Raw genomic sequence first — 24,462 nt, forward strand, 5'->3', positions numbered from 1 at the left:
GTGGCAAAACTGTATTTCCGCTACGGCGCGATGAACAGCGGCAAGAGCACCGCCATGCTCCAGGCGGCATACAACTACGAGGAGCGCGGGCACCGTGTGCTGCTCGCCAAGCCGGCGATCGACACCAAGGGCGACATGGGCATCCTGTCCCGGCTCGGGGTGACCAGGCAGGTGGACTACCTGATCGCGCCGGAGACCGACGCGTACGGACGCTTCCAGCAGCACCGGGAGCGCACGCTCAAGCGCTTCGGCCGCGACGTGAGCGCGCTCCTGGTCGACGAGGCGCAGTTCCTCTCCGAGGCGCAGATCGACGACCTGCTGCGGATCGCGCTGCTGGACGACGTGCCGGTGCTCGCCTACGGCATCCGCACCGACTTCCAGACGGTCGCGTTCCCCGGCAGCAGGCGCCTGCTGGAGGTCGCCCACAGCCTCGAAGAGCTGAAGACCATCTGCCGCTGCGGCCGCAAGGCGATCTTCAACGCGCGCAAGATCGACGGCGTTTTCGTCTTCGATGGCGACCAGGTCGCCATCGACGGCGCCTCGGTCAGCTACGAGGCGCTGTGCGGCAACTGCTACCTCGACGAGAGCCAGGGCGTGCTGAACAATGGCCGCCGGCACTGGCCGGCGTCCACCCCGACCGCCTACGACACCGAACCGGACCCGGACTTCACCTGATGCGCATCTCCGTCATCGGCGTCGGCTACCTCGGAGCCGTCCACGCCGCAGCCATGGCCGACCTCGGCCACACCGTCGTCGGCGTCGACGTGGACGAGGCGAAGATCGCCGCCCTCTCCGAGGCGCGGGCGCCGTTCTTCGAGCCCGGCCTCCCGGACGTCCTCGCCTCCGCCACGGCCAGCGGGCGGCTGCGGTTCACCACCGACTTCGCCGCCATCGCCGACTCCGATGTGCACTTCGTCGCCGTCGGCACGCCGCAGTCCGCGGAGGGCGACGCCGCCGACCTCCGGTTCGTTGACGCCGCGTTCGACTCGCTCCTGGAGCACGTCTCGCCCGGCGACGTGATCGTCGGCAAGAGCACCGTCCCGGTCGGCACGGCCTCCCGGCTCGCGGAGCTCGTCGCCGAGCGCGTGCCCGGCGCGACGCTCGCCTGGAACCCGGAGTTCCTCCGCGAGGGGTTCGCCGTCAAGGACACCGTCAGCCCCGACCGGCTCGTCTACGGCGTACCGGAGGGCGAGCAGGGGGCGCGGGCCGCGCGCATCCTCGACGAGGTGTACGCGGCTGCGGTGGCGAACGGCACTCCGGTCATCGTGACCGACTACGCGACGGCGGAGCTGGTGAAGGTCGCGGCGAACGCGTTCCTGGCCACGAAGATCTCGTTCATCAACGCGATGGCGGAGATTGCGGAGGCCACCGGCGCCGACGTCACACAGCTCGCGGACGCGATCGGTCACGACGCCCGGATCGGGCGGCGCTTCCTCAACGCGGGCGTCGGCTTCGGCGGCGGCTGCCTGCCGAAGGACATCCGCGCGTTCAGCGCCCGCGCGCGGGAGCTCGGCCGGGGCGACTCGGTCAAGTTCCTGGACGAGGTGGACAAGATCAACCTGCGCCGACGCGAACGCGTGGTCGAGCTGGTGCGCGAGGAGTGCGGCGCCCTCGACGGCATGCGTGTCGCCGTTCTGGGCCTGGCCTTCAAGCCGCACTCGGACGACATCCGCGACTCGCCCGCCCTGGACATCGCCGTGCGGCTCGCCGAGGGCGGCGCGATCGTCATGGCGACCGATCCGGAGGCGAACGCGAACGCGCGCCGCCGCGCCCCGCAGCTCGCGTACGCGGATTCGGCGGCCGAGGCCGCGGCGGGCGCGGACATCGTCGTGCTGATCACCGAATGGCCGGAGTTCACCGGGCTCGACCCGGAGGAGCTGGGCGCGCTGGTCTCCCATCGCCGGGTCATCGACGGCCGCAACGCGCTCGACGCCGAGCGGTGGCGCGCCGCCGGCTGGCAGTTCCGCGGACTCGGACGCTGACGACGCCGACGTGCCCCCATTTGGGGTACGCCGGGGGCTGATGAAAAAACTGAGGATTTGTTACCTTTGTCCTCATGGCGACTGGTCTCTCGCACCACGACGCGCCGCCGCGACCCGCGGCTCCGCCGTTCGAGGCGCGCCACCGCCACCGGAGCCGCCGCGGTCGCGGCATCGTTCTGGCCCTGATCGTCGTCGCCGGCCTGGTCCTCCTCGCCATCGCGTGGATCGGCGTGCGGGGATTCCTGGCCCAGCAGGAGCTCAACGCCGCCGTGCCGGATGTGAAAGCCGTCCGTGCCGCCGTCGCGGCGAACGACCCCGCCCGGGCCGCGTCGGCCGCCACCGCGCTGCAGAAGCACGCGCACGCCGCAGCGTCGCTCACCGGCGACCCCGTGTGGCAGCTCGCCGAGGGCATCCCCTGGGTGGGCGCGAACCTGTCGGCGGTGAGCACGATCTCCACGGCCACCGACACGGTGGCGTCCGATGTCATCAAGCCCCTCGTCTCGATCGCGGGTTCGGTGGACCCGCGCACCCTGCGACTGTCGAACGGCAGGCTGGACCTCGCGCCCCTCGTGGCCGCCCAGCCCGTGATGGCCAAGGCGCAGACGGCCTTCGACTCGGCCAGGACCGACATCGGGTCCATCGACCAGAGCAGCGTGATCAGCCCGATCGGCACGGCCGTCGCCAAGATGCGCTCCCTGATGACCGAGGTCGCTCCCGATCTGCAGGCCGTCAGCAACACCGTCCGGCTCCTGCCGGGGATGCTCGGAGCGGACGGCCCCCGTTCGTACCTCATCGCCGCGCAGAACCCCGCCGAGCTCCGCGCCACCGGCGGCCTCATCGGCTCGATCGCGCTCGTGAACGCGGACAAGGGCGCGGCGGCGCTGTCCACCGAGGTGGCCGGGACCTCCATCGGGCCGTGGCCGACGCCCGTCTTCGACGTGCCGGCAGCGACCTCCGGCCTCTACGGACCGCTGGTCGGCCGATACCTCCAGGACGTCAACTACACCCCCGACTTCCCGCTCGCGGCGCGGACGGCCGCGGCGATGTGGGTGAAAACGCACGGCGGAGTCGTCGACGGCGTCATCACCGTCGACCCGGTCGTCCTGAGCGCGATGCTGAAGGCGACGGGGCCCGTTGCGCTGCCCTCCGGCGACGTGCTGACCTCCGCGAACGCCGTGCCGCTCCTCCTCAGCGGCATCTACGCGCGCTATCCCGACGCTCCGCAGAAGCAGGACGCGTTCTTCAGCAAGGCGGCGACGGCCGTGTTCGACCGCGTCATGAGCGGAGTCGACGGCGCGGCGCTGGTGAAGGCGCTCGCGGCTTCCGGGACCTCGGACCGCATCCAGATCTGGAGCTCGCACCCGTCGGAGCAGTCGATCCTGCAGACCACGACGCTCGCCGGGGCCCTGCCGGTGTCGACGCCGGAGAACGCCGCCCTCGGCGTCTACTTCAACGACGCCACCGGCTCGAAGATGGACTACTACCTCCGCACGTCGGTGGGTGCGGGCGCCGCGGTCTGCCGTGCCGATGGGAAGGTGACCTCGATGCTTGAGGTCACCTTGAAGAACAGCGCGCCCGCGAATGCGGCGACCGCTCTTCCGGCCTACGTCACGGGAGCCGGGTCCTATGGTGTCCCGCCCGGCGAGATCAAGACGCGGATCGCCTTCTACGGACCCGAGCAGGGGCTCCTCGCCGAGGTGAAGAGCAAGGGCGTGGACATCCCGTCCGTCGCAGGAACGGACAGCGGGCGCCCGGTCGCGGTCGTGGAGGTGCTGCTCGCGCCTGGCCAGTCGAAGACGGTCGACGTGCAGTTCCTCGGCACCGCGCAGTGGGCTCCCGGCTACACGGTCGACGTCACCCCGACGCTGAAGGGGGACGGCTCGACCCCCGATGTGGGGGCACGGCCCGCGGTCGCGAGGATTGCCGTGCCGTGTTCCTCCGTCGTAAAGTGAGCATTAATCATTAATGCCCGACGCACTCATCGGGCGAGGGGAAGGCGTACCCGAATGTTGAAGAAGATCCTGGCGGCCGCAGCCGTCACCGCGGCGCTGCTCCTCGCGGCGCCTGCGGCCGCGAATGCCGTGTCGTACCCGAGCGGCGCACCCTGCACGTTCGACGTGAGCGTCACGCAGGCCGGACACACCGCGACCCTCACGTGCATCCCTGGCACCTGGGCGGACGGGGAGAGCATCACGTGGGTCGGCAGCGGCTCGAACGGCTCCGGCATCGTCATGGCGAGCTCGGTGACGTTCACCAAGCACTCCAACTCGGACGGCAGCGACGTGCTCAAGGTGACGCTCCCGTCCGACGCGACGGGCGTGTACACGATCACCGGCACCGGCGCCACGAGCGGCCACGTCTGCTCCGCGTCGCTCACGGTGACACCGGCCGACGCGACCTCGTCGACCATCAACGACCCGGGCAGCTCCGGCCTCGCCGACACCGGCTCCGTGATCGCCGAGTGGTCGATCTGGGTGGGCGGCGGCCTCCTGGTCATCGGCCTGGTGAGCGTCGCCGTCGCGGCGTGGATGCGGAAGGTGCGGTCGTCCTGACCTGACAGGGCCCGTCCGTGACGGGTCCGCCGGAATGGCGGGAGGGCGGCAGCGGTTGCCCTCCCTGTGACCTCCACCAGCATCCCCCTCAACGTCCTCGACCTCGCCAGCAGGCCCGCCGGCGGCAGCAACGCCGACGCCGTAGCCGGGACGGTCCGCCTCGCACAGCAGGCGGAGCGTCTCGGCTACCGGCGTTTCTGGGTGGCGGAGCACCACGGCATGCCGGCGATCGCCTCCAGTGCGCCGGCCGTCCTCATCGCGGGCGTCGCAGCGGCGACCGAGCGCATCCGGGTCGGCTCGGGCGGCGTGATGCTCCCCAACCACGCACCGCTCGTCGTCGCGGAGCAGTTCGGCACCCTCCGCGCGCTGTACGGCGACCGCATCGACCTCGGCATCGGCCGTGCGCCCGGCACCGACGGCGCGACCGCGATGGCCCTGCGCCGCAGCGCGGAAGGCCTCGGGGTGGACGACTTCCCGCAGCAGCTCCTCGACCTGTTCGGCTTCTTCTACGGCGGCATGAGCGACGCGAACCCGCTGCACAGCATCACCGCCGTGCCGGGCCTCGGCGACGCTCCACAGGTCTGGCTGCTCGGCTCCAGCGGCTACAGCGCCCAGGTCGCCGCGGCCCTCGGCCTCCCGTTCGCGTTCGCCCACCACTTCGCGGGGGAGAACACGGAGGCCGCCCTGGACCTCTACCGCTCGCGCTTCGAGCCGGGGGAGCAGCTGGCCGAGCCGCACGCCATGATCGCCGTGAACGTGGTGTCGGACGACGACCCGGAGCAGGTGCGCGCGCTGTCCCTGCCCGGCCAGCTCTCGTTCCTGCGTATACGCCGCGGCCTCAAGCCGCAGCCGGTGAGCGTCGAGGAGGCCCTCGCCTACGAGTTCAGCCCCGCCGAGGAGGAGTTCATCGCCGCCCGCAACGCCCGCCAGGCGATCGGGACTCCCGACCATGTGAAGTCTCGCCTCGACGCGCTGATCGCCTCGACAGGAGCGGACGAGCTGATGGTCTCCTCCGGAGCTGCGACGGTGGAGGGCCGCATCCGCTCCCTGGAGATCGTGGCGGGGCTGTACCCGCAGGCGTGACGGCCTCCATGACGCAGCGTGACGGACCGTGACGGCCGGAGGGGCGCTCCGGGAGGGCCGGGGGTAGCGTTGGGCCCGTTCCCGACCTACACAGGCCCGGCCGACACAGCCCCGACCCACACGGTCCCGACCCCACCCAGCGAAGGCGGTACCCCAATGGCACGCACACCCCACGTCGTCGGCGTGAGCGGCAGCCCCACCGCGCCCTCCCGCACGACGGTCCTCGTGGACGCGGTCACGCGCTCGTTCGCCGAGGCGACGGGCGGGACCGCCACGACCATCGAGCTCGCGCCCCTGCTCGGCGAGCTGGGCGCCGCCCCGTTCCGCAGCGGGCTGAGCCCGCGGGTGCAGGAGGCGTTGCAGACGGTGGAGGCCGCCGACGTCATCGTGGTGGGCTCACCGGCCTACCGCGCGACCTACACGGGCCTCTTCAAGCTCTTCTTCGACCACATCGGCCAGTACGCGCTGGTCGACAAGCCGATCGTCCTCACCGCGACCGGCGGCAGCGACCGCCACGCCCTGCTGGTGGAGCACCAGATGCGCCCGCTGTTCGGCTTCTTCCAGTCCCTGACGCTGCCGCTGGGCATCTACGCGAGCGAGTCCGACTTCACGGACTACGCGATCTCCTCCGACGACCTCCGCGAACGCATCAACACGACGGTGTCGCGCACGCTGCCGCTGATCCGCTCGCACATCGACCCGGAGCCGCTGTACGCGACGGTGGATTTCGCGCGGCCTGACGCGTTCTAAAGGGCGGGTCGGGGTGCGCCCTACGCGCTCCCCCGAACGCCGCTCCTCGCTTCGCTCGGGGCGTCGCCCGGGGCCCCTCGCGGCAGGGGCCCATTAGACATCAGCGAACAGTGGTAAGACAAAAGGACAGCCGACTCGCTGAGCGAGCCTGCTGTCCTTTTGTCTTACCACTGGGTCGGGGTGCGCCCTACGCGCTCCCCCGAACGCCGCTCCTCGCTTCGCTCGGGGCGTCGCCCGGGGCCCCTCGCGGCAGGGGCCCATTAGACATCAGCGAACAGTGGTAAGACAAAAGGACAGCCGACTCGCTGAGCGAGCCTGCTGTCCTTTTGTCTTACCACTGGGTCGGGGTGACAGGATTTGAACCTGCGGCCTCTTCGTCCCGAACGAAGCGCGCTACCAAGCTGCGCCACACCCCGGTGGCCCGAAGGCCTCATCTAGGATACACGAGCGCGAGGGGTGCGAATGACCACGCGGCTCACTCCGACGCCGTCAGCGTGACCAGCGTCGCCTCCGGCCGGCACGCGAAGCGCACCGGCGCGTAGATCGACGTCCCGAGGCCCGCCGACACGTTGAGGTAGGCCGCCCGGAATGCGTGCCGCCAGATGCTGAGTCCCTTGACCTGGGAACGCGGGATGTCGCAGTTCGTGACCAGCGCGCCGAACCCGGGGACGCACACCTGACCGCCGTGCGTGTGGCCCGCGAAGATCATCGAAGCGCCGTAGGTGACGAATGCGTCGAGCACCCGCCGGTACGGGGCGTGCACCACGCCGAGCGTGACAGTGGGGCGCTCCGTGCGCGGCTCGTCCGCCGGCCACATCGCGTCGTCGGAGTACGGGTCGTCCTCGCGCAGCTCGTCCAGGGCGCCAGGGATCGCTTCCACACGGTCCGCCTGGATGTGCGGGTCGTTGACGCCGAAGAACTCGAGGTGGGTCCCTCGGATGTCGAGCGCGCCGGCCGCGTTGTTGAGGTTCAGCCAGCCGAGGCTGTCGAAGTACGCCGTGAGCGCCTTGTCGTCGAGGCGGGGCGCCGTCGACGAGTGCCGCTTCGACGGGCCGAGGAAGTACTTGAACGGGTTCTTGAGCTGCGGGCCGTAGTAGTCGTTCGAGCCGTGAACGAAGACGCCGGGGATGCCGTGGAACGCGTCGAACGCGGCGCGGATGCCCTCCAGGCCGTTCTCGTGGCTGAGGTTGTCGCCGGTGTCCACGATGAGGTCCGGCTGGAACCGCGCGAGCTGGCGCAGCCACTCCTGCTTGTCGGCCTGCCACGGCGCCATGTGCAGGTCGGAGAGGTGCAGCACCCGGATCGGCTCGGCGCCGGCCGGCAACACGGGGACGCTCACCTCGCGCAGCGTGAACGCGCGGCGCTCCACGAGCGAGCCGTACGCGAACGCGGCCGCGCCCGCGCCGGCGAGAACCGCGAGTGCGGTGCCCACCGGCCGGAAGCGTGAAGCGCCCGGCACTAGCCGCCCGCTCCCGGTCCGGGAGTCGGGGTGCTCTTCTGAAGGGTCAGGGTCACCGGGGTGCCGGCCTTGGCAGCTGTACCCGCACCGGGGTCCATCGCCTGGACGACGTCGTCAGGGGACGCGCCGCCCCCGACCTTCGCCACGAAACCGGCCGCCGCCAGGGCCGCCTGCGCCGCCGAGAGCTTCTGGCCGATGACGTTCGGGATGGCGACGAGCGACCCGTTGCTGGTGTAGATCGTGATGACGGTACCCTTGCCGACCTGGGAGCCCGCAGGCGGGTTGGTCGACGCGACCGTCCCAGCAGCGGCGGCGGAATCCTGCGGACCGCCGTCCGCGCTGTCCAGGCCGAGGCTGGTCAGGATGGCCTTCGCCTCGTCGGGCGACTTGCCGGAGAGGTCGGGGACCGCGACCTGGACGCCCTGCACGAGCTTGCTCGGAGGCGCCTTGAACGGGTCGCCGCCGTACTTGCCCACCGCGGCGGACATCATGGTCCGCATCACGGCCGTTCGTGCGATGGCGGGCGTCGTGCCGTGCGTGGGGTAGATCCTGCGCATGTCCTGGTGACCGGTGACGTTTCCGACCCAGTACGCACCGGCGACCTTGGTGGTCGCCGCGACCAGCCACAGCTGCTCGTTGTTCTCGGTGGTGCCCGTCTTGCCGAGCATGTCCTTGCCGGTCGTGTTCATCCCGCTGGCCGTTCCACCGCTCTGGAGCGGACCCTGGAGGCCCTTGGCCATCGCGTTGGCGATGGCGGGGTCGATCGACTGCGTGCACTTGCTCGCGGGCGCTGCCACCTCTTTGCCGTCGCCGCTGACGATCTTGTCGATCGCGATCGGCGAGCAGGTCATGCCGTTGTTCGCGATGCCGGCGAACGCCGTCGCCATCGTCAGCGGGGCGATGTTGTTGGTGCCCAGCACCGACGCGGGTGTGGTGCCGAGCGGCGTGCCGGTCGCGGTGTGGACCCCGAAGGCCTCCGCTTCGCTGCGGATCTGGCAGAGGTCGAGCTGTGAGGCCATCGCGATGAATGCGGTGTTGATCGACTGGGTCGTGGCGCTCTGGACGGTGCGGATGCCCTCTTCGCCGCTGGAGTCGTTCGTCGGCCGGTACGTGCCCGTCCAGTCGCCGTCGCAGGTGTCCTTGAACTTCGTGTACGTGCGGATGTTCGCGTTCACGGTTTCGTTGAGCGAGTGCCCCTGCTTGAGCCACTCGGCCAGCGTGAAGACCTTGTACGTGGAGCCCACCTGGAAGCCGCCGGAAGCGCCGTAGGCGTAGTCGGTGGCGTAGTTGATGCTGGTGTACTGCGCTCCGGAGTTGAGGACATCCGGATCCTGGCTGTACTGCTTGTTCTGTGCCATGTAGAGCACGCGGCCGGTGCCCGGCTGGACGCCGACCAGCACGCCGCCGATGTCGACCTTGTAGACCTGCGGCACGTACGACGCGAGCGTGTCCTCCGCGACCTTCTGCAGGTCCATGTCGAGCGAGGTGTAGATCTTGTAGCCGCCGCGGTTGAAGTTGGCCGTGCGGGTGTCCACGTCCTTGCCGAACGAGGGGTCGTTGAGGATGATCTTCTGCACGTAGTCGCAGAAGTACGCCGCCCCTCCTGCGGTCTGGCAACCGCGCGCCGAGGGCGTGATCACCGGCTGGATCGGCGTCTTGATCGCCTCGTCGTACTGCGCCTTGGTCAGCTTCTTGTACTCGTACATCTTGCCGAGGATGTAGTCGCGGCGCTCCTTGTTCTTGGCGTAGCCGTCCTTGGCGCCGTTCGTCTCGGAGTCGGGGTTGTCGATCTTCAGGCCGGTCGGCTCGTTGACGATCGCGACCAGGCTCGCGGCCTGCGCGGGGGTCAGCGCGGCGGCCGTGGTGTTGTAGTAGTAGCGGGCCGCGGCCTCGATGCCGTAGACCGAGCCGCCGAAGCCGGCGATGTTGAGGTAGCCCTCGAGGATCTGGTCCTTGGTGTACTTCTTCTCCAGGCCGATCGCGAACTTCATCTCCTTGACCTTGCGGTCAGGGGTGACGCCCGTCGAGTCGTCGACGCAGCTCTGGTACGCCTTCTTCTCCGCTGCGGTCTTGACCGGCAGGGCCTCGCACTTCTGCAGCAGCACGTTCTTGACGTACTGCTGGGTGATCGAGGAGCCGCCCTGGACACCGCCGCCCGAGACCGTCGACAGGACCCCGCGCATGGTGCCCTGGATGTCGACGCCGCCGTGGCTGTAGAACCGCGGGTCCTCACCGGCGATGGCGGCGTCCTTGACCGCCTGCGACATCTGGTCGAAGCCGACCGGGAGGCGGTTCTGGGAGTAGAAGGTCGCGAGCGGGACGTCCTGGTCGCCGTTCTTCGCGTAGATCGTGGTCGGCTGGGCGAGCTGACCGATCTGGAGGTACTCCGGGAGGCCTTCGAACACGCCGATGCCGTTGTTGGCGGCCATGCCCGTCACGGCGATGGCGGGGGTGACGGCAGCGGTGACCAGAAGACCGGCCACGGCACTCATGCCGACGAACGCGCCGACTGCTCCGAGCACACCTCTAGCCTGTGGTTTTTGCGCAGACATAGGATCAGAGTAGGCGATGAAGCTGTTAAACCCCCCGAATGAAAAGAGCACCATGCTGCGCTGGGAATACCTTACGACTCCTCTCATGATCCATAACACGGCCGCCATCCTCAACAACTGGGGTTCGGAGGGGTGGGAGTTGGTGCAGGTGGTGACCGGCCCCGAGGGCGGTCTGGTCGCCTACCTCAAGCGTCCGGTGCCGGCTGAGGACGCCGCCTGATGGGCGCCGTCGAAGCACGCCTGGCCGAGCTCGGGATCGACCTCCCGGACGTCGTGCCGCCCGTTGCCGCCTACACGCCGGCCGTCGTCGACGCCGGCCACGTGTACACCTCCGGCCAGCTCCCGATGGTCTCCGGCTCCCTCCCGGCGACCGGCAAGGTCGGCGACGGTCACGGCCTCGTCCCGGCCGACGACGCCAAGGAGTACGCCCGCATCTGCGCCCTCAACGCGCTCGCCGCGGTCAAGAGCGTCATCGGCTCGCTCGACCGCGTGACCCGGGTCGTGAAGGTCGTCGGCTTCGTCGCGTCCGACCCGTCGTTCATCGGCCAGCCCGGCGTCATCAACGGCGCGTCCGAGGTGCTCGGCGAGATCTTCGGCGACGCCGGCGTGCACGCCCGCTCAGCGGTCGGCGTCGCGGTCCTGCCGCTCGATGCGCCCGTCGAGGTCGAGATCGTCGTCGCCTTCGAGTAGAAGCAGCGCAAACAGGAACCGCCGCGGATAGCCTGATCCGCGGCGGTTCTTCGTCTGCGCTTCTGAGGCGGTGGCGCCTAGGTGAGCTTCGCCTGGATGGAGCTCATCACGGCCGTGTCGGCGAGCGTCGTCGTGTCGCCGACCTCCCGGCCCTCCGCGACGTCCTTCAGCAGGCGGCGCATGATCTTGCCCGAGCGCGTCTTCGGCAGTTCCGTCACGATGAAGATGTCCCGTGGGCGGGCGATCGCGCCGATCTGCTCGGAGACGTGCTTGCGCAGCTCCGCCGCGACATCGATCGACTCGGCCGTCTCCAGCTGGTTCTGCTTGATGATGACGAACGCGACCACGGCCTGGCCGGTCGTCTCGTCCGCGGCGCCCACGACCGCTGCCTCCGCCGTCAGCGGGTGCGCGACCAGCGCGGACTCGATCTCGGCCGTCGAGAGGCGGTGGCCCGAGACGTTCATCACGTCGTCCACGCGGCCCATGAGCCAGATCTCGCCGTCCATGTCGTAGCGGGCTCCGTCGCCGGCGAAGTACTTGTCGCCGAACTTCGACCAGTAGGTCTCCACGAAGCGGTCCGGGTCGCCCCAGATGCCGCGCAGCATGCTCGGCCACGGCTCGGTGACGACGAGGAGGCCGCCTTGGTCCTTGCCGACCGGAACGCCCGCCTCGTCGAGGATGTCGATCGAGATGCCCGGCAGCGGCACCTGTGCGCTGCCCGGCTTGAGCGTGGTCACGCCGGGGAGCGCGGAGACCATGATCGCGCCGGTCTCGGTCTGCCACCAGGTGTCGACGATCGGGGTGGAGCCGCCGCCGATGACGTCGCGGTACCACATCCACGCCTCGGGGTTGATCGGCTCACCCACGGAGCCGAGCACGCGCAGGCTCGACAGGTCGAACTTCTGCGGGTGCTGGCGACCGATCTTCATGAAGGAGCGGATGGCGGTCGGCGCCGTGTAGAAGATCGAGACCTTGTACTTCTCGATGATCTCCCACCAACGGCCGGGGTGCGGCGTCTCCGGGGTGCCCTCGTAGAGCACCTGGGTCGCGCCGTTGGCGAGCGGCCCGTAGACGACGTAGCTGTGGCCGGTGATCCAGCCGACGTCTGCGCTGCACCAGTAGACGTCGGACTCCGGGTGGAGGTCGAAGACGTTCTTGTGCGTGAACGCCGCCTGGGTCAGGTAGCCGCCCGAGGTGTGCAGGATGCCCTTCGGCTTCCCGGTCGTGCCGGACGTGTAGAGGATGAACAGCGGGTTCTCGGCGGGGAAGGCCTTGGCGACGTGGTCGGCGTCGACGAGCGCGATCTCGTCCTGCCACCACAGGTCGCGGCCCTCGGTCCAGGCGACCTCGTTCTCGCCGCGCTTGACGACGAGCACGTGCTCGACCGTGGACTCGCCGTTCGCGAGCGCCGCGTCGACAGCGTCCTTGAGTGGGAAGACCCGGCCCTTGCGCCAGCCGCCGTCGGCCGTGACGACGAGCTTGGCCGACGCGTCGTCGATGCGCGACCGGAGGGACTCGGCGCTGAAGCCGCCGAAGACGACGGAGTGGACCGCGCCGATGCGCGCGACGGCCAGCATCGCGATGACGGCCTCCGGGATCATCGGCAGGTAGATCGCGACGCGGTCCCCGGCCTTGATGCCCAGGCTCGTGAGCAGGTTGGCCGCCTTCTTGACCTCCGCTGTCAGCTCGGCGTACGTGATCGAGCGGGTGTCGCCTGGCTCGCCCTCCCAGTGGATGGCGACGCGGTCGCCGTTGCCGGCGAGGACGTGGCGGTCGAGGCAGTTGTAGGCCACGTTGAGCTCGCCGTCGTCGAACCACTTCGCGAAGGGAGGGTTGGACCAGTCGAGAGTGCGCGAGAAGGGGGTGTGCCAGTGCAGGAGGTCGCGCGACTGGTCGGCCCAGAATCCGAGCCTGTCGGCCGATGCTCGTTCGTAGAGTTCGGCTGTCGCGACCGCGTTCGCGGCGAACTCCTCGCTGGGCGCGAACCGCCGGGCTTCGTGCAGCAGATTGTCGATTGTGTTGCTCATGGGGAGTCTTTTCGCTCCTTCGCGATGCTGGTGTTCGAGTCGTGGCGCGACAATCCTTGACTCTACAACCAGCGGGTGACGGCCTCCGAGCAGACTTGCGTTTGCATTGATTCTGCGTAAACTAGGCAGCGGCCGAATGACAAATTCTGGCGTGCGGCGCAATCGATTCCCCCCAATCATGCGCCGCAGTGGCCGCACCTGTTCCCCCCAATAGGTGCGGCCCCCCTTTTTTAACCCGGCGACTCATGCTTGGTTCCTCTCGCGGACTTGTCCACGACCTGATGTGGATGACGCGGGTTCTCCACAGATCCGCGACGCCGGCCCCGGACGTTCTTCCGGCTTCGTAGCGTCGAGGTCATGAGGAATTCAAGCCAGTGGATCGCACCGTCGATCGCGACGGTCCCGCAGCCGACACAGCTCGCACCGCCCCTGCCGAGGACATCGACGCCTCCCGTGCGCGCGGCGCCCGCCCCCGACATCTGGGACACGTTCGGCCCCCTCGCTCCGTACCTGATGCGCGACGGCGTCACGGACCTCTTCGTCACCGGCGACGGCGTCCTCTGGTCCGACGGCGGCCCGCGCGGCCTCCACCGGGTCGACGGCTGGACGGCCGACGCACACGCCGCGCGCCGGCTGGCGACGAGGCTGATCGCCACAGGCGGCAGGCACATCGACGAGGCAACGCCGTTCGTCGACGTGAGGCTCCCCGGCGGAGTCCGCGTCCACGCGGTGCTCCCGCCCATCTCCACGGGAGGGACTCTGCTGTCGATCCGCGTCCCCGCACGCGCTGCCCTCACGATGGACGACCTCGTCCGGGTCGGTTCGGTGACCGCCGATGGCGCGGCCCTGCTCCGCGCGGCAGTGTCCGCCCGGACGAACATCCTCGTGACCGGCGCCGGCGGCGCGGGCAAGACGACGCTGTTAGCGGCCGTCCTGGCGAACGCGCCGCCCGCCGAGCGCATCGTGCTCATCGAGGATGTCGCCGAGCTCCGCGTCCCGCACCCGCACGTCGTCGGCCTCCAGACCCGCCAGCCGAACCTCGAGGGCGCCGGCGGTGTAGGACTGCGCAGACTCGTGCGGGAGGCGCTGCGAATGCGGCCGGACAGGCTCGTCCTCGGCGAGTGCCGCGGAGAGGAGGTCGCCGACCTGCTCTCCGCCCTGAACACCGGACACGACGGCGGCGCCGGAACCCTCCACGCCAACTCGCTGGGCGATGTCCCCGCCCGCATGGAGGCACTGGGCGCCCTCGCCGGCCTCGACGACATCGCGACAGCGCGGCAGACGATCAGCGCGATCGGACTGATCGTCCACCTCGAGCGCTCGGGAGACCGCCGCCGGGTCGCCGGCTTCGGCCGGTTCACAACGACCCCGGACGGACGACTGGCGGTGGTGCCGCATGGGTGAGCGACGCGAAGCAGCCCGCGATCGAGCGCGGCGCCCCGCCGACGACCTCCTGTCGGGGTCGGTGGAGGCGCTCGCCGTGCTCCTCGATGCCGGCATCTCGCCCCGGTCGGCATGGGAGTACGTGGCCGCGGAGGCGACGCATCCCGCTGTCGTCCGGGCGGCGACGCTCGTCGCCGCGGGAGTCCCGCCGTCCGAGGCGCTGGCCGCGGCGGCCCGGGGTGGCCGGGCGGGTGCAGCGACAGGCAAGAAGGCTGAGATCGGCCCGGTCGGCGGCGGGGATGCCGGTGTCGCAGCCGTCGCGGCGGCGTGGGCCATCGCGGAACACGCGGGCGCCTCGCTCGCGCCTGCGTTGCGCGGCGCGGCCGAGGCCCTGCGCGATCGAGCGGGAGGCGAACGCGACATCGCCACCGCGCTCGCCGGCCCACGTGCGACGGCACGGCTGATGTCCTGGCTGCCGGTCGTCGGGGTCGCCATGGCCTACGCGATCGGCGTCGACGTGATCGGCACGCTGGTCACCGGACCGCTCGGCTGGATCGCGGCCGGGTCCGGGTGCGGTCTGCTCATCGCGGGCCGGTCCTGGACGCGCAACCTGGTCCGGTCGGCTTCGCGGGCGGGACCGGTCTCGGGCATCCAGCACGACCTGACGGCGATCGCGCTCGCCGGCGGCATGTCGGTGCCGGCCGCCCGGGAGACGATCGAACAGGTCGCTCGTCGCATCGGCCTCGACGCGGTCGTGGACGGCGACGCGTCCGTCGACAGGGTGCTCCGCATCGCGGAGCGGGCAGGTGCGCCGGCGATCGAACTCCTGTCCGCCGAAGCCCGGCAACAGCGGCGGACCGCTTGCGCGGAGGGCCGGCGCCGGGCGGAACTGCTCGCCGTGCGGCTGCTGCTCCCGCTCGGCGTGTGCGTGCTTCCCGCGTTCGTGCTCCTGGGCGTGGTGCCCGTCATCCTCGGGATGGTGTCCTCCACCTTCGCCGACCTCACCTGAGTTGTCCACAGATTCGGGAGCGCCGCCCACCACGGAGACGCCGGACGAGACGATCGATATGCGCCGCCGGACCCGGCGGGAACGACAGAAACGAACGAAAGAGAAAGGGATCGCACATGCGGGAGATCATCCACAGGCTGCGCTGGGAGGAACGGGGAGCGAGCACGGCGGAGTACGCCGTGACGACGATGGCCGCAGTGGCGTTCGCCGGCACGCTGCTGATGCTGTTGCGCGGCGACGAGGTGAAGTCCATCCTCACCGACCTCGTCAGACGGGCCCTGACGGTCGATGGCTGACGACACGAGAGGGAGCCGAATGCGCGGGGGCGGCTCGCGAGCCGCGGTCGTCTCGAACGCACGGAGCCGGCCGCGCGACGATCTCAACCGGCCGGGCGACGATCTCACGTGGCCGGGCGGCATCGGGCCCGAACCAGCCGGCGAACGGGGGAGCGTGACGGCCGAGTTCGCAGCGGCCCTCCCCGCTGTGCTCGTGTGCCTGGCGCTCTGCGTCGGGGCCATCCAGGCGGGAGCTCAACAGGCACGGCTACTCGATCATGCGGCGGCTGCGGCGCGCCTCATCGGTCGGGGCGACGCAGCGCCCCCTCCGCCGGAGGGTGCGTCCCGTCGGGTCGGGTCCGGCGACGGGTTGCTGTGCGTGACAGTCACGGCGCCCAGCCGTTCGGGTGGCCTCGGCGCGCTCGGGCTCACGGTGTCGGCTCGCTCGTGCGTGCTCGACGACACGGAGGAGGGATGAACGTGGATCAGCGCTTCCCCGGAGTCGCGTGCGATGCGTTCGCGCTTCCGCGGCGGCGGGAGCGCGGGGCAGGGACGGTCCTCGCGCTCGCCGTCGTCGCGGTCACGGTCGCGCTGACGACCGCGGCGATCGGTGTGACGGGAGCCTGGGGTGCGCGTCAGAAAGCAGCGGTCGCCGCCGACGCCACCGCGCTCGCCGCGGCGGACGTCGCAGTGGGCCGGACGAGCGGCGAGCCGTGCGCCCGGGCCGACGTCGTGGCGCGAGGGAACGGCGCCTCCATGACGGGATGCGTCGTCGAGGCGGTCGTCGTCAGCGTCGAGGTCTCCGTCCCCTACCTCGCGTGGGAGACCTCCGCGGCCGCCCGCGCGGGTCCGCCGGGATCACGGTGACGCGCTCGGTGAAATCGCGGACCGAGGGTGAAACCGCGTCAGTCGAACACGGTCTCCACGTACCGATACGCCACCGCGCTCGGGAGCGAGCCGCTCGGGTCGTCGGACGCGTACTCCGTTTCCGATGCGGAGCCGCGGACGTACAGGTAGTGCTTGCCGCTCGCTGCCGCAGGGAGTTCGAGGCGGGGTCGCGGGTCGCCCGAGTCGAGGAAGGAGGTCGAGATCGTCTTGCCTTCGAGAGGGCCGTCGATGAGCTTGGCGGTGTACGTCGTCATTGAGGTCGTTGCCATGTTGCCATTGTCCTCCCGGCGCTCGGCGAGCAACAGGCCCCGCCGCACGAGCCGTCCGCCCGCGGCGAACGGGGCGGCCGGCGATTAGGCACACGAACGGCCTAGGTGTGTATGGTTTGCCTGTTGGGCCGTGCGGCCCACGCTCGCCGCCCTCTGCGCGGCGCTCGGGGGAGCGCGCTTCGGACCAGTGCGGTCCCGCGAACACAGTTGCTATATAAGAGGAGTCACGTGTCTGGCACCAAGAAGCTCGTCATCGTCGAGTCTCCGAACAAGGTGAAGTCCATCGCCCAGTACCTGGGCGACGGCTACGAGGTCATGGCATCCGTCGGACACATCCGCGACCTGATCGAGCCGAAGAACCTCCCTCCGGAGCTGAAGAAGGGGTCGCTCGGCAAGTTCTCCGTCGACGTCGAGAACGAGTTCGCGCCCTACTACGTGGTGTCCGACCAGAAGAAGAAGACCGTCGCCGACCTCAAGCGCGCCCTCAAGGACGCCGACGAGCTCCTGCTCGCAACTGATGAGGACCGCGAAGGCGAGGCCATCGCGTGGCACCTGGTCGAGGTCCTCAAGCCCAAGGTGCCCGTCAAGCGCATGGTGTTCCACGAGATCACCCGGGAGGCCATCGAGAAGGCGCGAGACAACACCCGCGACATCGACACGGCCCTGGTGGACGCGCAGGAGACCCGCCGCATCCTCGACCGGCTCTACGGGTACGAGGTGTCGCCCGTGCTGTGGCGGAAGGTCGGACCCGGGCTCTCGGCCGGTCGCGTGCAGTCCGCGGCGACCCGGCTCGTGGTGGACCGCGAGCGCGAGCGGCTCGCGTTCGTCGCGGCCTCCTACTGGGGGCTCACCGCCCAGCTCCTCCCGGAGGACGCCGCAGCGTTCGAGGCGCGGCTCGCCCGCCTGAACGGCGAGCGCGTCGCGACCGGACGCGACTTCGACGACCACGGCCGGCTGACTTCCGGCGCCACGATCCTCGACGAGACGTCCGCTCAGGCGCTCGCCGACGCCGTGGGGCAGCAGAGCACGGCCGTCACCGTCGCGAAGGTCGACTCCAAGCCGTACTCGCGCCGACCGGCTGCGCCGTTCACCACCTCCACGATGCAGCAGGAGGCCGCCCGCAAGCTGCGCTTCTCGGCCCGCCAGACGATGAGCGTCGCCCAGACGCTCTACGAGAACGGGTACATCACCTATATGCGCACCGACTCCGCGTCGCTGTCGCAGCAGGCGACCAACGCGGCGCGTACCCAGGCGGCGAAGCTGTACGGCGCCGAGACGGTCCCGGACAAGCCGCGCACCTACGCCTCCAAGAGCAAGAACGCGCAGGAGGCGCACGAGGCGATCCGGCCGGCGGGCGAGGTCTTCCGCACGCCCGCCGAGCTCGAGAAGTCCCTGCGCGGACCCGAGCTGCGGCTCTACGACCTGATCTGGAAGCGGACCGTCGCGTCCCAGATGGCCGACGCGAAGGGCCAGACCGCCTCGGTCACGGTCGAGGCGCGGATCGGCGAAGGAGAGCTCAACGGCACGGTCGCCGAGTTCACCGCCAGCGGCACGGTGATCACGTTCCGCGGCTTCCTCAACGCCTACGAAGAAGGACGCGACGAAGAGCGGAACGCCGACGCCGCCGACGCGAAGCTGCCGGTGCTCGCGCAGGGCCAGGCGCTCGGCGTCCAGGACGTCGCCGCGGACGGCCACGAGACCACCCCGCCGCCGCGCTACACCGAGGCGAGCCTCGTGAAGGCGCTGGAGGAGCTCGGCATCGGGCGTCCGTCGACGTTCGCGAGCATCATCTCCACGATCATGGACCGCGGCTACGTCACGCAGCGCGGGCAGGCGCTGGTGCCGAGCTGGGTCGCCTTCTCCGTCGTACGTCTGCTGGAGGACTACTTCGGCGACCTCGTGCAGTACGACTTCACCGCCGAGATGGAGGACGACCTCGACCGCATCGCCGACGGTGAGGCGGAGCGCGTCGACTGGCTGAACAGCTTCTACTTCGGCAGCGACAAGCACAAGGGCCTGCGCCGGGTGATCGACAACCTCGGCGAGATCGATGCCCGCAGCATCAACTCGATCGCGATCGACGACGACGTGACGCTGCGCATCGGCAAGTACGGCCCGTACCTGGAGGTGCAGGAGGCCGGCGCCGCCGAGGACGCGACGCCCCGCCGGGTCAACCTCCCGCCGGACCTCGCCCCCGACGAGCTCACGCCCGCCAAGGCGAAGGAGCTCATCGAGGCGCCGGTCCAGACCGACCGCGAGCTCGGCACGAACCCCGAGAGCGGCAAGCTCGTCCTGGCCAAGGACGGCCGCTTCGGCCCGTACGTGACCGAGGCCGACCCAGAGCTGGAGCCCGAGGTGGACCCGCAGACCGGTGAGGTCGTCGAGCCCAAGAAGACGGCGAAGAAGGCGGCGGCCAAGCCGCGCACGGCGTCCCTGTTCAAGTCGATGGACCTCTCCACCATCGACCTCGACACCGCACTGCAGCTGCTCGACCTGCCGCGCACCGTCGGAGCCGACCCGGAGACGGGCGCGGAGATCCAGGCGGCGAACGGCCGCTACGGCCCGTACCTGAAGAAGGGCACGGACACGCGCTCGCTCCCCAGCGAGGACGACATCTTCGGGATCGACCTCGCAGGGGCCCTGGAACTCTTCGCGCAGCCGAAGTACGGCAACCGCCGGGCCTCCAGCGCGCTCAAGGAATTCGAGGCCGACCCGGTCAGCGGCAAGCCGATCAAGATCAAGGACGGCCGGTTCGGCGCGTACGTGACCGACGGCGAGACGAACGCGACCATCCCGCGTGGCGAGACGGTGGATGAGGTCGACTTCGCCCGTGCCGTGCAGCTCCTTGCGGACAAGCGCGCCAAGGGACCGGCCAAGAAGCCGGCCGCGAAGCGCACGACCTCGCGGGCGAGCGCGGCGAAGACCACGACGAAGACGACGGCGGCCAAGAAGACCACGGCGAAGGCGACCGCGGCCAAGACCACCGCAGCCAAGACCACCGCCGCGAAGACCAAGGCCGCGCCCAAGACCGGCACGTCGACCCGCGCGGCGGCGAAGAAGTCCGCCGAGTGAGCGAGTCCCGGAGCGGCCTGTTCATCACTCTGGAGGGCGGCGACGGCGTCGGGAAGTCGACGCAGGCCGCGCTGCTGGAGGAGTGGCTGCGCGACCGCGGCCGCACCGTCGTGCGCACCAGGGAGCCGGGCGGCACCGCGGCCGGGGTGGAGATCCGCGAGATCGTCCTCCACCACCGCGGCGACATCGCGCCGCGCGCGGAGGCCCTGCTCTACGCGGCCGACCGGGCCCACCACATCGCGACCGTCGTCCGCCCGGCTCTGGAGCGCGGCGACGTCGTCGTGCAGGACCGCTACATCGACTCGTCCGTCGCCTACCAGGGCGCCGGCCGGGTGCTCGACGCGGACCAGGTGCGCGACCTCTCGCTCTGGGCGGCCGAAGGGCTGCTCCCGGACCTGACGATCCTGCTCGACCTCGACGAGACCGCGGCCCGCGCCCGGCTGGACACGTCCCGCACGCGGTACGACCGACTGGAGGCCGAGCGCTCCGAGTTCCACGCGCGCGTCCGCGCGGCCTACCTCGGGCTCGCCGAGGCGGAGCCGCAACGGTTCCTCGTGGTGGACGCCGCCCTCCCGGTCGAGGAGATCGCCGCCGACATCCGCCGCCGGCTCGAGGACCGCGTCTGACCGCCGCAGCCGGCACCGCACCAGGCGCCGCACCAGGCGCTGCCCCCGCGCCCGCGCTGTCCTCCGTGCCCACTAGCCTGGAACGTATGGCGGTGTGGGACGACCTGACGGGTCAGGACGAGGCGATCGCCGTCGTCCGCTCCGCCGCGGAGGCGGCCACCGCCTCCGGCCCCGCCGCAGTGGCGGCCCGTGGCATGACGCACTCGTGGCTCATCACCGGGCCGCCAGGGTCCGGCCGCTCCAACCTCGCCTACGCGTTCGCCACCGCCCTGCTCAGTCCCGGGAACCCGGAGGGCGACCTCGCGGCGCAGCGCCAGGTGGAGGCCCGCACGCATCCCGACCTCGCCGTCCTCAGCACCGAGCGCGTCATCATCTCCATCGAGGAGGTGCGGTCGCTGGTCGCCAGCTCCCAGTTCTCGCCGTCGGTCGGCCGCTTCCGGGTGATGGTCATCGAGGACGCCGACCGGATGACGGAGCGCACCTCCAACGTGCTGCTCAAGGCGCTGGAGGAGCCTCCGGAGCGGACCGTCTGGATCCTCTGCGCGCCGAGCGACGCCGACCTGCTGCCGACGATCCGCTCGCGCGTCCGCACCGTGCGCCTCAAGGTCCCCGGCGTCGCGGACGTCGCGCGCCTGATCGAGCGCCGCGACGGCGTGGACAGCGCCGTCGCCGAACGCGCGGCGCGCCACGCGCAGAGCCACATCGGGATGGCGCACCGGCTCGCCACCAACGAGGAGGCCCGCCGCAGGCGCGCGCAGACCCTCGACCTCGCGCTCGGCATCCGCTCCGTCTCCGGGGCCGTGCTCGCCGCAGCCACGCTGCTGGAGGTTGCCGGCGCCGACGCGAAGGCCATCACGGAGGAGCGCGACGCCGAGGAGCGGGAGCACGCGCTCCGCTCGCTCGGGATCGAGCCGGGCGGGGCCATCCCGCCGGCGTTGCGCGGCCAGCTCCGCCAGCTCGAGGAGGACCAGAAGCGCCGCGCGACCCGCAGCCTCCGCGACGGCATCGACCGCATCCTCACCGACCTGCTCTCGCTGTACCGCGACGTGATGATGCTGCAGCTGGGCAGCGGCAGCGAGCTCGTGAACGTCGAGCTGGGCGAGCGCCTGACCGCTCTCAGCGCGCACACGAGTCCTGCCGCTACGCTCGCCGCGATGGACGCCGTCACGACAGCCCGCGAGCGGATCGACGGCAACGTCGCTCCCGCCCTGGCGCTGGAGGCCATGCTCACGACGATCCTGCGCGGGGGAGCCGCGCGAAAGGGGACAGACCTGTGACCATCCGAGAGGGCCGTCCGGCCCGCCGGCGGGCCGCTCGCACCGTCTTCGTCGCGATCGCCGCCGTCGTGGCGCTGACCCTGACCGGCTGCGTCACCTGGTTCATTCCTGCGAAGTCGTCCACCATCTCCACGCCGGCGCCTGAGAAGGCGTCGGCCGCCCTCCAGCCGTTCTACCAGCAGAAGCTGGTCTGGACCGACTGCTCCAGCGGCAAGCAGTGCGCGACCGCCAAGGCGCCGCTGACCTGGAACGACCCCTCCGCCGGACAGGTCTCCCTCGCGCTCATCCGCCAGCAGGCGAAGGGCACCAAGCAGGGCTCCCTCCTGGTCAACCCCGGCGGTCCCGGCGGCTCCGGTTACGACTTCGTCAAGGACTCGGTCGACTACGCGACCGACAAGACGCTGCAGAGCAACTTCGACATCGTGGGCTTCGACCCGCGCGGAGTCGGCCACTCGTCCGCGGTCAAGTGCTTCGACCCGAAGCAGATGGACGACTACCTCTACGGGATCACGCCGGGGCAGCGCGGGTCGGACCAGTGGATCGCCGAGAACACCGCCATCTCGCAGCAGTTCGGCGCCGCGTGCGCCAAGAACACCGGTGCCCTGCTCGGCCACGTCGACACGGTGAGCGCGGCGCGCGACCTCGACCTCCTGCGCGCGGTGCTCGGCGACAAGAAGCTCAACTACCTCGGCTACTCGTACGGCACCTACCTGGGCGCGGTGTACGCCGGTCTCTACCCCGGCAAGACCGGCCGGCTCGTCCTGGACGGCGCACTCGACCCGGCGGCGAGCAACGACGAGGTGACGAAGGTGCAGGCCGTGGGCTTCGAGAGCGCTCTCCGCGCGTACCTGAAGAACTGCCTCACGCAGAAGAACTGCCCGTTCAGCGGCACGGTCGACGACGGGATGAAGACCATCTCCGAACTGCTGGCCGCCGTGGAACGCAGTCCGATCCGCAACTCGGACGGTCGCGAGCTCGGCGCCAACACGCTCGTCACGGCGATCATCTACCCGCTCTACGACGCGACCGCGTGGTCGTACCTGAGCAGCATGTTCGCCAGCGTGATGAAGGGCAGCGCCTCGGTCGCGTTCACCCTCGCCGACGGCTACAACAGCCGCAACAGCGACGGCACCTACTCGGACAACTCCACCGAGGCGTTCACGGCGATCAACTGCCTCGACTACGGCTACGACGCCGATCCCGCCGCGATGCGGGCGCAGGCCGCCCAGCTCGCGGTCGCGGCGCCCGTGATCGGCCCGTACATGGCCTACGGCGACATCGGCTGCGCCACCTGGCCGTACAAGAGCACCGTGCAGCGCGGCCCGATCGCGGCGAAGGGCTCCGCGCCCATCCTCGTCGTCGGCAACACGAACGACCCGGCCACCCCGTACGTGTGGGCGAGGAACATGGCGTCCGAGCTGGAGAACGGCCATCTGCTCACCTACAAGGGCGAAGGCCACACGGCGTACAACAAGTCCAACTCGTGCGTGAACAACGCGGTGGACGACTTCCTCGTGGGCGGAACCGTGCCGCCCAAGGGCAAGACCTGCTGACGCCGGAGCCCGGGATGCCGACGACACCGCCGCGGTGAGTGGTGCAATTTTGCAGACGGTGAAATAATCGAACTCGTGACTGTAGAGATCGGGACCGCGGAGGGCGAGCTGGGCCTCCGCGAGCGCAAGCGCATCGCGACGAGGCGCGCCATCCAGCTCGCCGCGCTGGAGCTCGCCAGTGAGCGAGGCTTCGACCACGTCACCGTCGACGAGATCAGCCATGCGGCGAACGTCTCGCCGCGCACCTTCTTCAACTACTTCCCGTCGAAGGAGTCCGCGATCATCGGCGAACTGCCGGAGCTCCCGGACGAGGCCACCATCGAGCGTTTCATCGACGCGGGTCCGGCCGAGCCGATCCTGGACGGGATGGGCGCCCTCCTCATCGCCGCGATCGAGACCGGCGACCTGGACGGCGACCTCGGCGGCGGCGCCCACGCCGGCGAGAACGCGGCAAGTGCGAAGGAGCTGCACGCCCTCCGCCGCGCGCTCCTGAAGGGCAACCCCGAGCTGTTCGCCCAGCGGATGGCGAGCATGCACAAGTTCGAGGACGCCCTGAGCGCGGTCGTGCAGCGCAGGCTCGCGCACGACGACCCGGAGCTCGCCGCCGACGAGGAGACCCTCCACCAGCAGGCGCGCCTGGTCACCTATGTCGCGTTCGCCGGCATGCGGCACGCCTGGTCGTGCTGGGCCGACCACGGCGGCGTCGAGCCCCTCGCCGACCGCCTCCGGAGCTCGTTCGCCCAGCTCCAGGCACTGGGCGGCCAGCTCAACTGAGCCGGCCGCCGCGGCCCCGGCCGTGGTCGATAGCACCCCGCGGGATCGGGTAAGCTATCTGACTGTGCCCGGGCGCGAGTCCGGCCACGCCGCCCTAGCTCAGTCGGCAGAGCATCTCACTCGTAATGAGAAGGTCAAGGGTTCGATTCCCTTGGGCGGCTCCGTTTCTTCCGTCTTTCTCCGAGTCCGCAGGGACTGGTCGTTCCCCCGTGCACGCTCGTCGCGTCCGGCGTAGACTCCT

22 protein-coding genes and 2 tRNA genes are annotated in these 24,462 nt (G+C 70.4%); 19 read left to right on the top strand and 5 right to left on the bottom strand.

Annotated elements, in window-relative coordinates; genetic code table 11:
* The 6 genes from ABH923_RS16345 (at position 1) to msuE (ending at position 6,367) form a co-directional block, all read left to right on the top strand.
* Entirely contained in the window at positions 1 to 675 is a 675-nt protein-coding gene (locus tag ABH923_RS16345; protein ID WP_370056443.1) for a thymidine kinase, read from the top strand.
* Complete coding sequence (locus ABH923_RS16350) at positions 675 to 1,982, top strand: UDP-glucose/GDP-mannose dehydrogenase family protein (RefSeq protein WP_370056444.1); 1,308 nt, start codon at positions 675 to 677, stop codon at positions 1,980 to 1,982. Before ABH923_RS16345 ends, ABH923_RS16350 begins: the two co-directional genes overlap by 1 nt.
* Before the next feature lie 74 nt (positions 1,983 to 2,056).
* Positions 2,057 to 3,934 (top strand): DUF4012 domain-containing protein, encoded by a 1,878-nt coding sequence (locus ABH923_RS16355; RefSeq protein WP_370056445.1) that lies wholly within the window; start codon positions 2,057 to 2,059, stop codon positions 3,932 to 3,934.
* A 54-nt stretch (positions 3,935 to 3,988) separates the two neighbouring features.
* Complete coding sequence (locus tag ABH923_RS16360; RefSeq protein ID WP_370056446.1) at positions 3,989 to 4,534, top strand: hypothetical protein; 546 nt, start codon at positions 3,989 to 3,991, stop codon at positions 4,532 to 4,534.
* 66 nt (positions 4,535 to 4,600) lie between these two features.
* The gene (locus ABH923_RS16365) at positions 4,601 to 5,617 is read left to right on the top strand and encodes an LLM class flavin-dependent oxidoreductase (protein ID WP_370056447.1); all 1,017 of its coding nucleotides are present in this window, start codon (positions 4,601 to 4,603) and stop codon (positions 5,615 to 5,617) included.
* A gap of 156 nt (positions 5,618 to 5,773) precedes the next feature.
* Complete coding sequence (gene msuE / locus ABH923_RS16370) at positions 5,774 to 6,367, top strand: FMN reductase (RefSeq protein ID WP_370056448.1); 594 nt, start codon at positions 5,774 to 5,776, stop codon at positions 6,365 to 6,367.
* Positions 6,368 to 6,709: 342 nt separating this feature from the next.
* Here msuE and ABH923_RS16375 read toward each other — a convergent pair.
* From ABH923_RS16375 to ABH923_RS16385, 3 genes are all read right to left on the bottom strand, one after another.
* Positions 6,710 to 6,783, bottom strand: a tRNA-Pro gene (locus tag ABH923_RS16375).
* A gap of 59 nt (positions 6,784 to 6,842) precedes the next feature.
* Positions 6,843 to 7,799, bottom strand: a complete 957-nt coding sequence (locus ABH923_RS16380; RefSeq protein ID WP_370056450.1) for a metallophosphoesterase — start codon at positions 7,797 to 7,799, stop codon at positions 6,843 to 6,845.
* A gap of 26 nt (positions 7,800 to 7,825) precedes the next feature.
* Entirely contained in the window at positions 7,826 to 10,348 is a 2,523-nt protein-coding gene (locus ABH923_RS16385; RefSeq protein ID WP_370056451.1) for a transglycosylase domain-containing protein, read from the bottom strand.
* An 82-nt stretch (positions 10,349 to 10,430) separates the two neighbouring features.
* On the opposite strand from ABH923_RS16385, the gene ABH923_RS16390 reads away from it, so the two are divergent.
* Positions 10,431 to 10,598 (top strand): DUF4177 domain-containing protein, encoded by a 168-nt coding sequence (locus ABH923_RS16390; RefSeq protein ID WP_219732693.1) that lies wholly within the window; start codon positions 10,431 to 10,433, stop codon positions 10,596 to 10,598.
* The gene (locus tag ABH923_RS16395) at positions 10,598 to 11,068 is read left to right on the top strand and encodes a RidA family protein (RefSeq protein ID WP_370056452.1); all 471 of its coding nucleotides are present in this window, start codon (positions 10,598 to 10,600) and stop codon (positions 11,066 to 11,068) included. Before ABH923_RS16390 ends, ABH923_RS16395 begins: the two co-directional genes overlap by 1 nt.
* A 77-nt stretch (positions 11,069 to 11,145) precedes the next feature.
* Here ABH923_RS16395 and acs read toward each other — a convergent pair whose 3' ends face one another.
* Complete coding sequence (gene acs, locus ABH923_RS16400; RefSeq protein ID WP_370056453.1) at positions 11,146 to 13,095, bottom strand: acetate--CoA ligase; 1,950 nt, start codon at positions 13,093 to 13,095, stop codon at positions 11,146 to 11,148.
* Between the two features lie 357 nt (positions 13,096 to 13,452).
* Between acs and ABH923_RS16405 the strand changes: the two genes are divergently transcribed.
* From ABH923_RS16405 to ABH923_RS16425, 5 genes are all read left to right on the top strand, one after another.
* The gene (locus ABH923_RS16405; RefSeq protein ID WP_370056454.1) at positions 13,453 to 14,499 is read left to right on the top strand and encodes a TadA family conjugal transfer-associated ATPase; all 1,047 of its coding nucleotides are present in this window, start codon (positions 13,453 to 13,455) and stop codon (positions 14,497 to 14,499) included.
* A complete protein-coding gene (locus ABH923_RS16410; protein ID WP_370056455.1) occupies positions 14,492 to 15,487 on the top strand; it encodes a type II secretion system F family protein in 996 nt (331 codons plus the stop codon). Before ABH923_RS16405 ends, ABH923_RS16410 begins: the two co-directional genes overlap by 8 nt.
* 116 nt (positions 15,488 to 15,603) lie before the next feature.
* Positions 15,604 to 15,783 (top strand): DUF4244 domain-containing protein, encoded by a 180-nt coding sequence (locus tag ABH923_RS16415; RefSeq protein WP_370056456.1) that lies wholly within the window; start codon positions 15,604 to 15,606, stop codon positions 15,781 to 15,783.
* Between the two features lie 154 nt (positions 15,784 to 15,937).
* Positions 15,938 to 16,240, top strand: coding sequence for a hypothetical protein (locus tag ABH923_RS16420; RefSeq protein WP_370056457.1), 303 nt, complete (start codon positions 15,938 to 15,940; stop codon positions 16,238 to 16,240).
* A gap of 2 nt (positions 16,241 to 16,242) precedes the next feature.
* Positions 16,243 to 16,629, top strand: a complete 387-nt coding sequence (locus ABH923_RS16425) for an Rv3654c family TadE-like protein (RefSeq protein WP_370056458.1) — start codon at positions 16,243 to 16,245, stop codon at positions 16,627 to 16,629.
* Between the two features lie 38 nt (positions 16,630 to 16,667).
* Here the strand turns inward: ABH923_RS16425 and ABH923_RS16430 are convergent, their stop codons facing one another.
* Positions 16,668 to 16,919 (bottom strand): hypothetical protein, encoded by a 252-nt coding sequence (locus ABH923_RS16430; RefSeq protein WP_370056459.1) that lies wholly within the window; start codon positions 16,917 to 16,919, stop codon positions 16,668 to 16,670.
* A gap of 228 nt (positions 16,920 to 17,147) precedes the next feature.
* Here ABH923_RS16430 and topA point away from each other — a divergent pair, with 228 nt between their 5' ends.
* The 6 genes from topA (at position 17,148) to ABH923_RS16460 (ending at position 24,382) form a co-directional block, all read left to right on the top strand.
* A complete protein-coding gene (gene topA, locus ABH923_RS16435) occupies positions 17,148 to 19,991 on the top strand; it encodes a type I DNA topoisomerase (protein WP_370056460.1) in 2,844 nt (947 codons plus the stop codon).
* Positions 19,988 to 20,617, top strand: coding sequence for a dTMP kinase (gene tmk / locus ABH923_RS16440; protein ID WP_370056461.1), 630 nt, complete (start codon positions 19,988 to 19,990; stop codon positions 20,615 to 20,617). Before topA ends, tmk begins: the two co-directional genes overlap by 4 nt.
* 86 nt (positions 20,618 to 20,703) lie before the next feature.
* A complete protein-coding gene (locus tag ABH923_RS16445; protein ID WP_370056462.1) occupies positions 20,704 to 21,894 on the top strand; it encodes a DNA polymerase III subunit delta' in 1,191 nt (396 codons plus the stop codon).
* Positions 21,891 to 23,447 (top strand): alpha/beta hydrolase, encoded by a 1,557-nt coding sequence (locus ABH923_RS16450; protein WP_370056464.1) that lies wholly within the window; start codon positions 21,891 to 21,893, stop codon positions 23,445 to 23,447. The genes ABH923_RS16445 and ABH923_RS16450 overlap by 4 nt, the downstream gene beginning before the upstream one ends.
* A gap of 75 nt (positions 23,448 to 23,522) precedes the next feature.
* On the top strand, positions 23,523 to 24,221 hold the full coding sequence (locus ABH923_RS16455) for a TetR family transcriptional regulator (protein ID WP_370056465.1): 699 nt from the start codon (positions 23,523 to 23,525) through the stop codon (positions 24,219 to 24,221).
* A gap of 88 nt (positions 24,222 to 24,309) precedes the next feature.
* A tRNA-Thr gene (locus tag ABH923_RS16460) sits at positions 24,310 to 24,382 on the top strand.
* Positions 24,383 to 24,462: the final 80 nt, after the last annotated feature.

Source organism: Leifsonia sp. EB41 (genome assembly GCF_041262565.1).
Classification (GTDB): domain Bacteria; phylum Actinomycetota; class Actinomycetes; order Actinomycetales; family Microbacteriaceae; genus Leifsonia.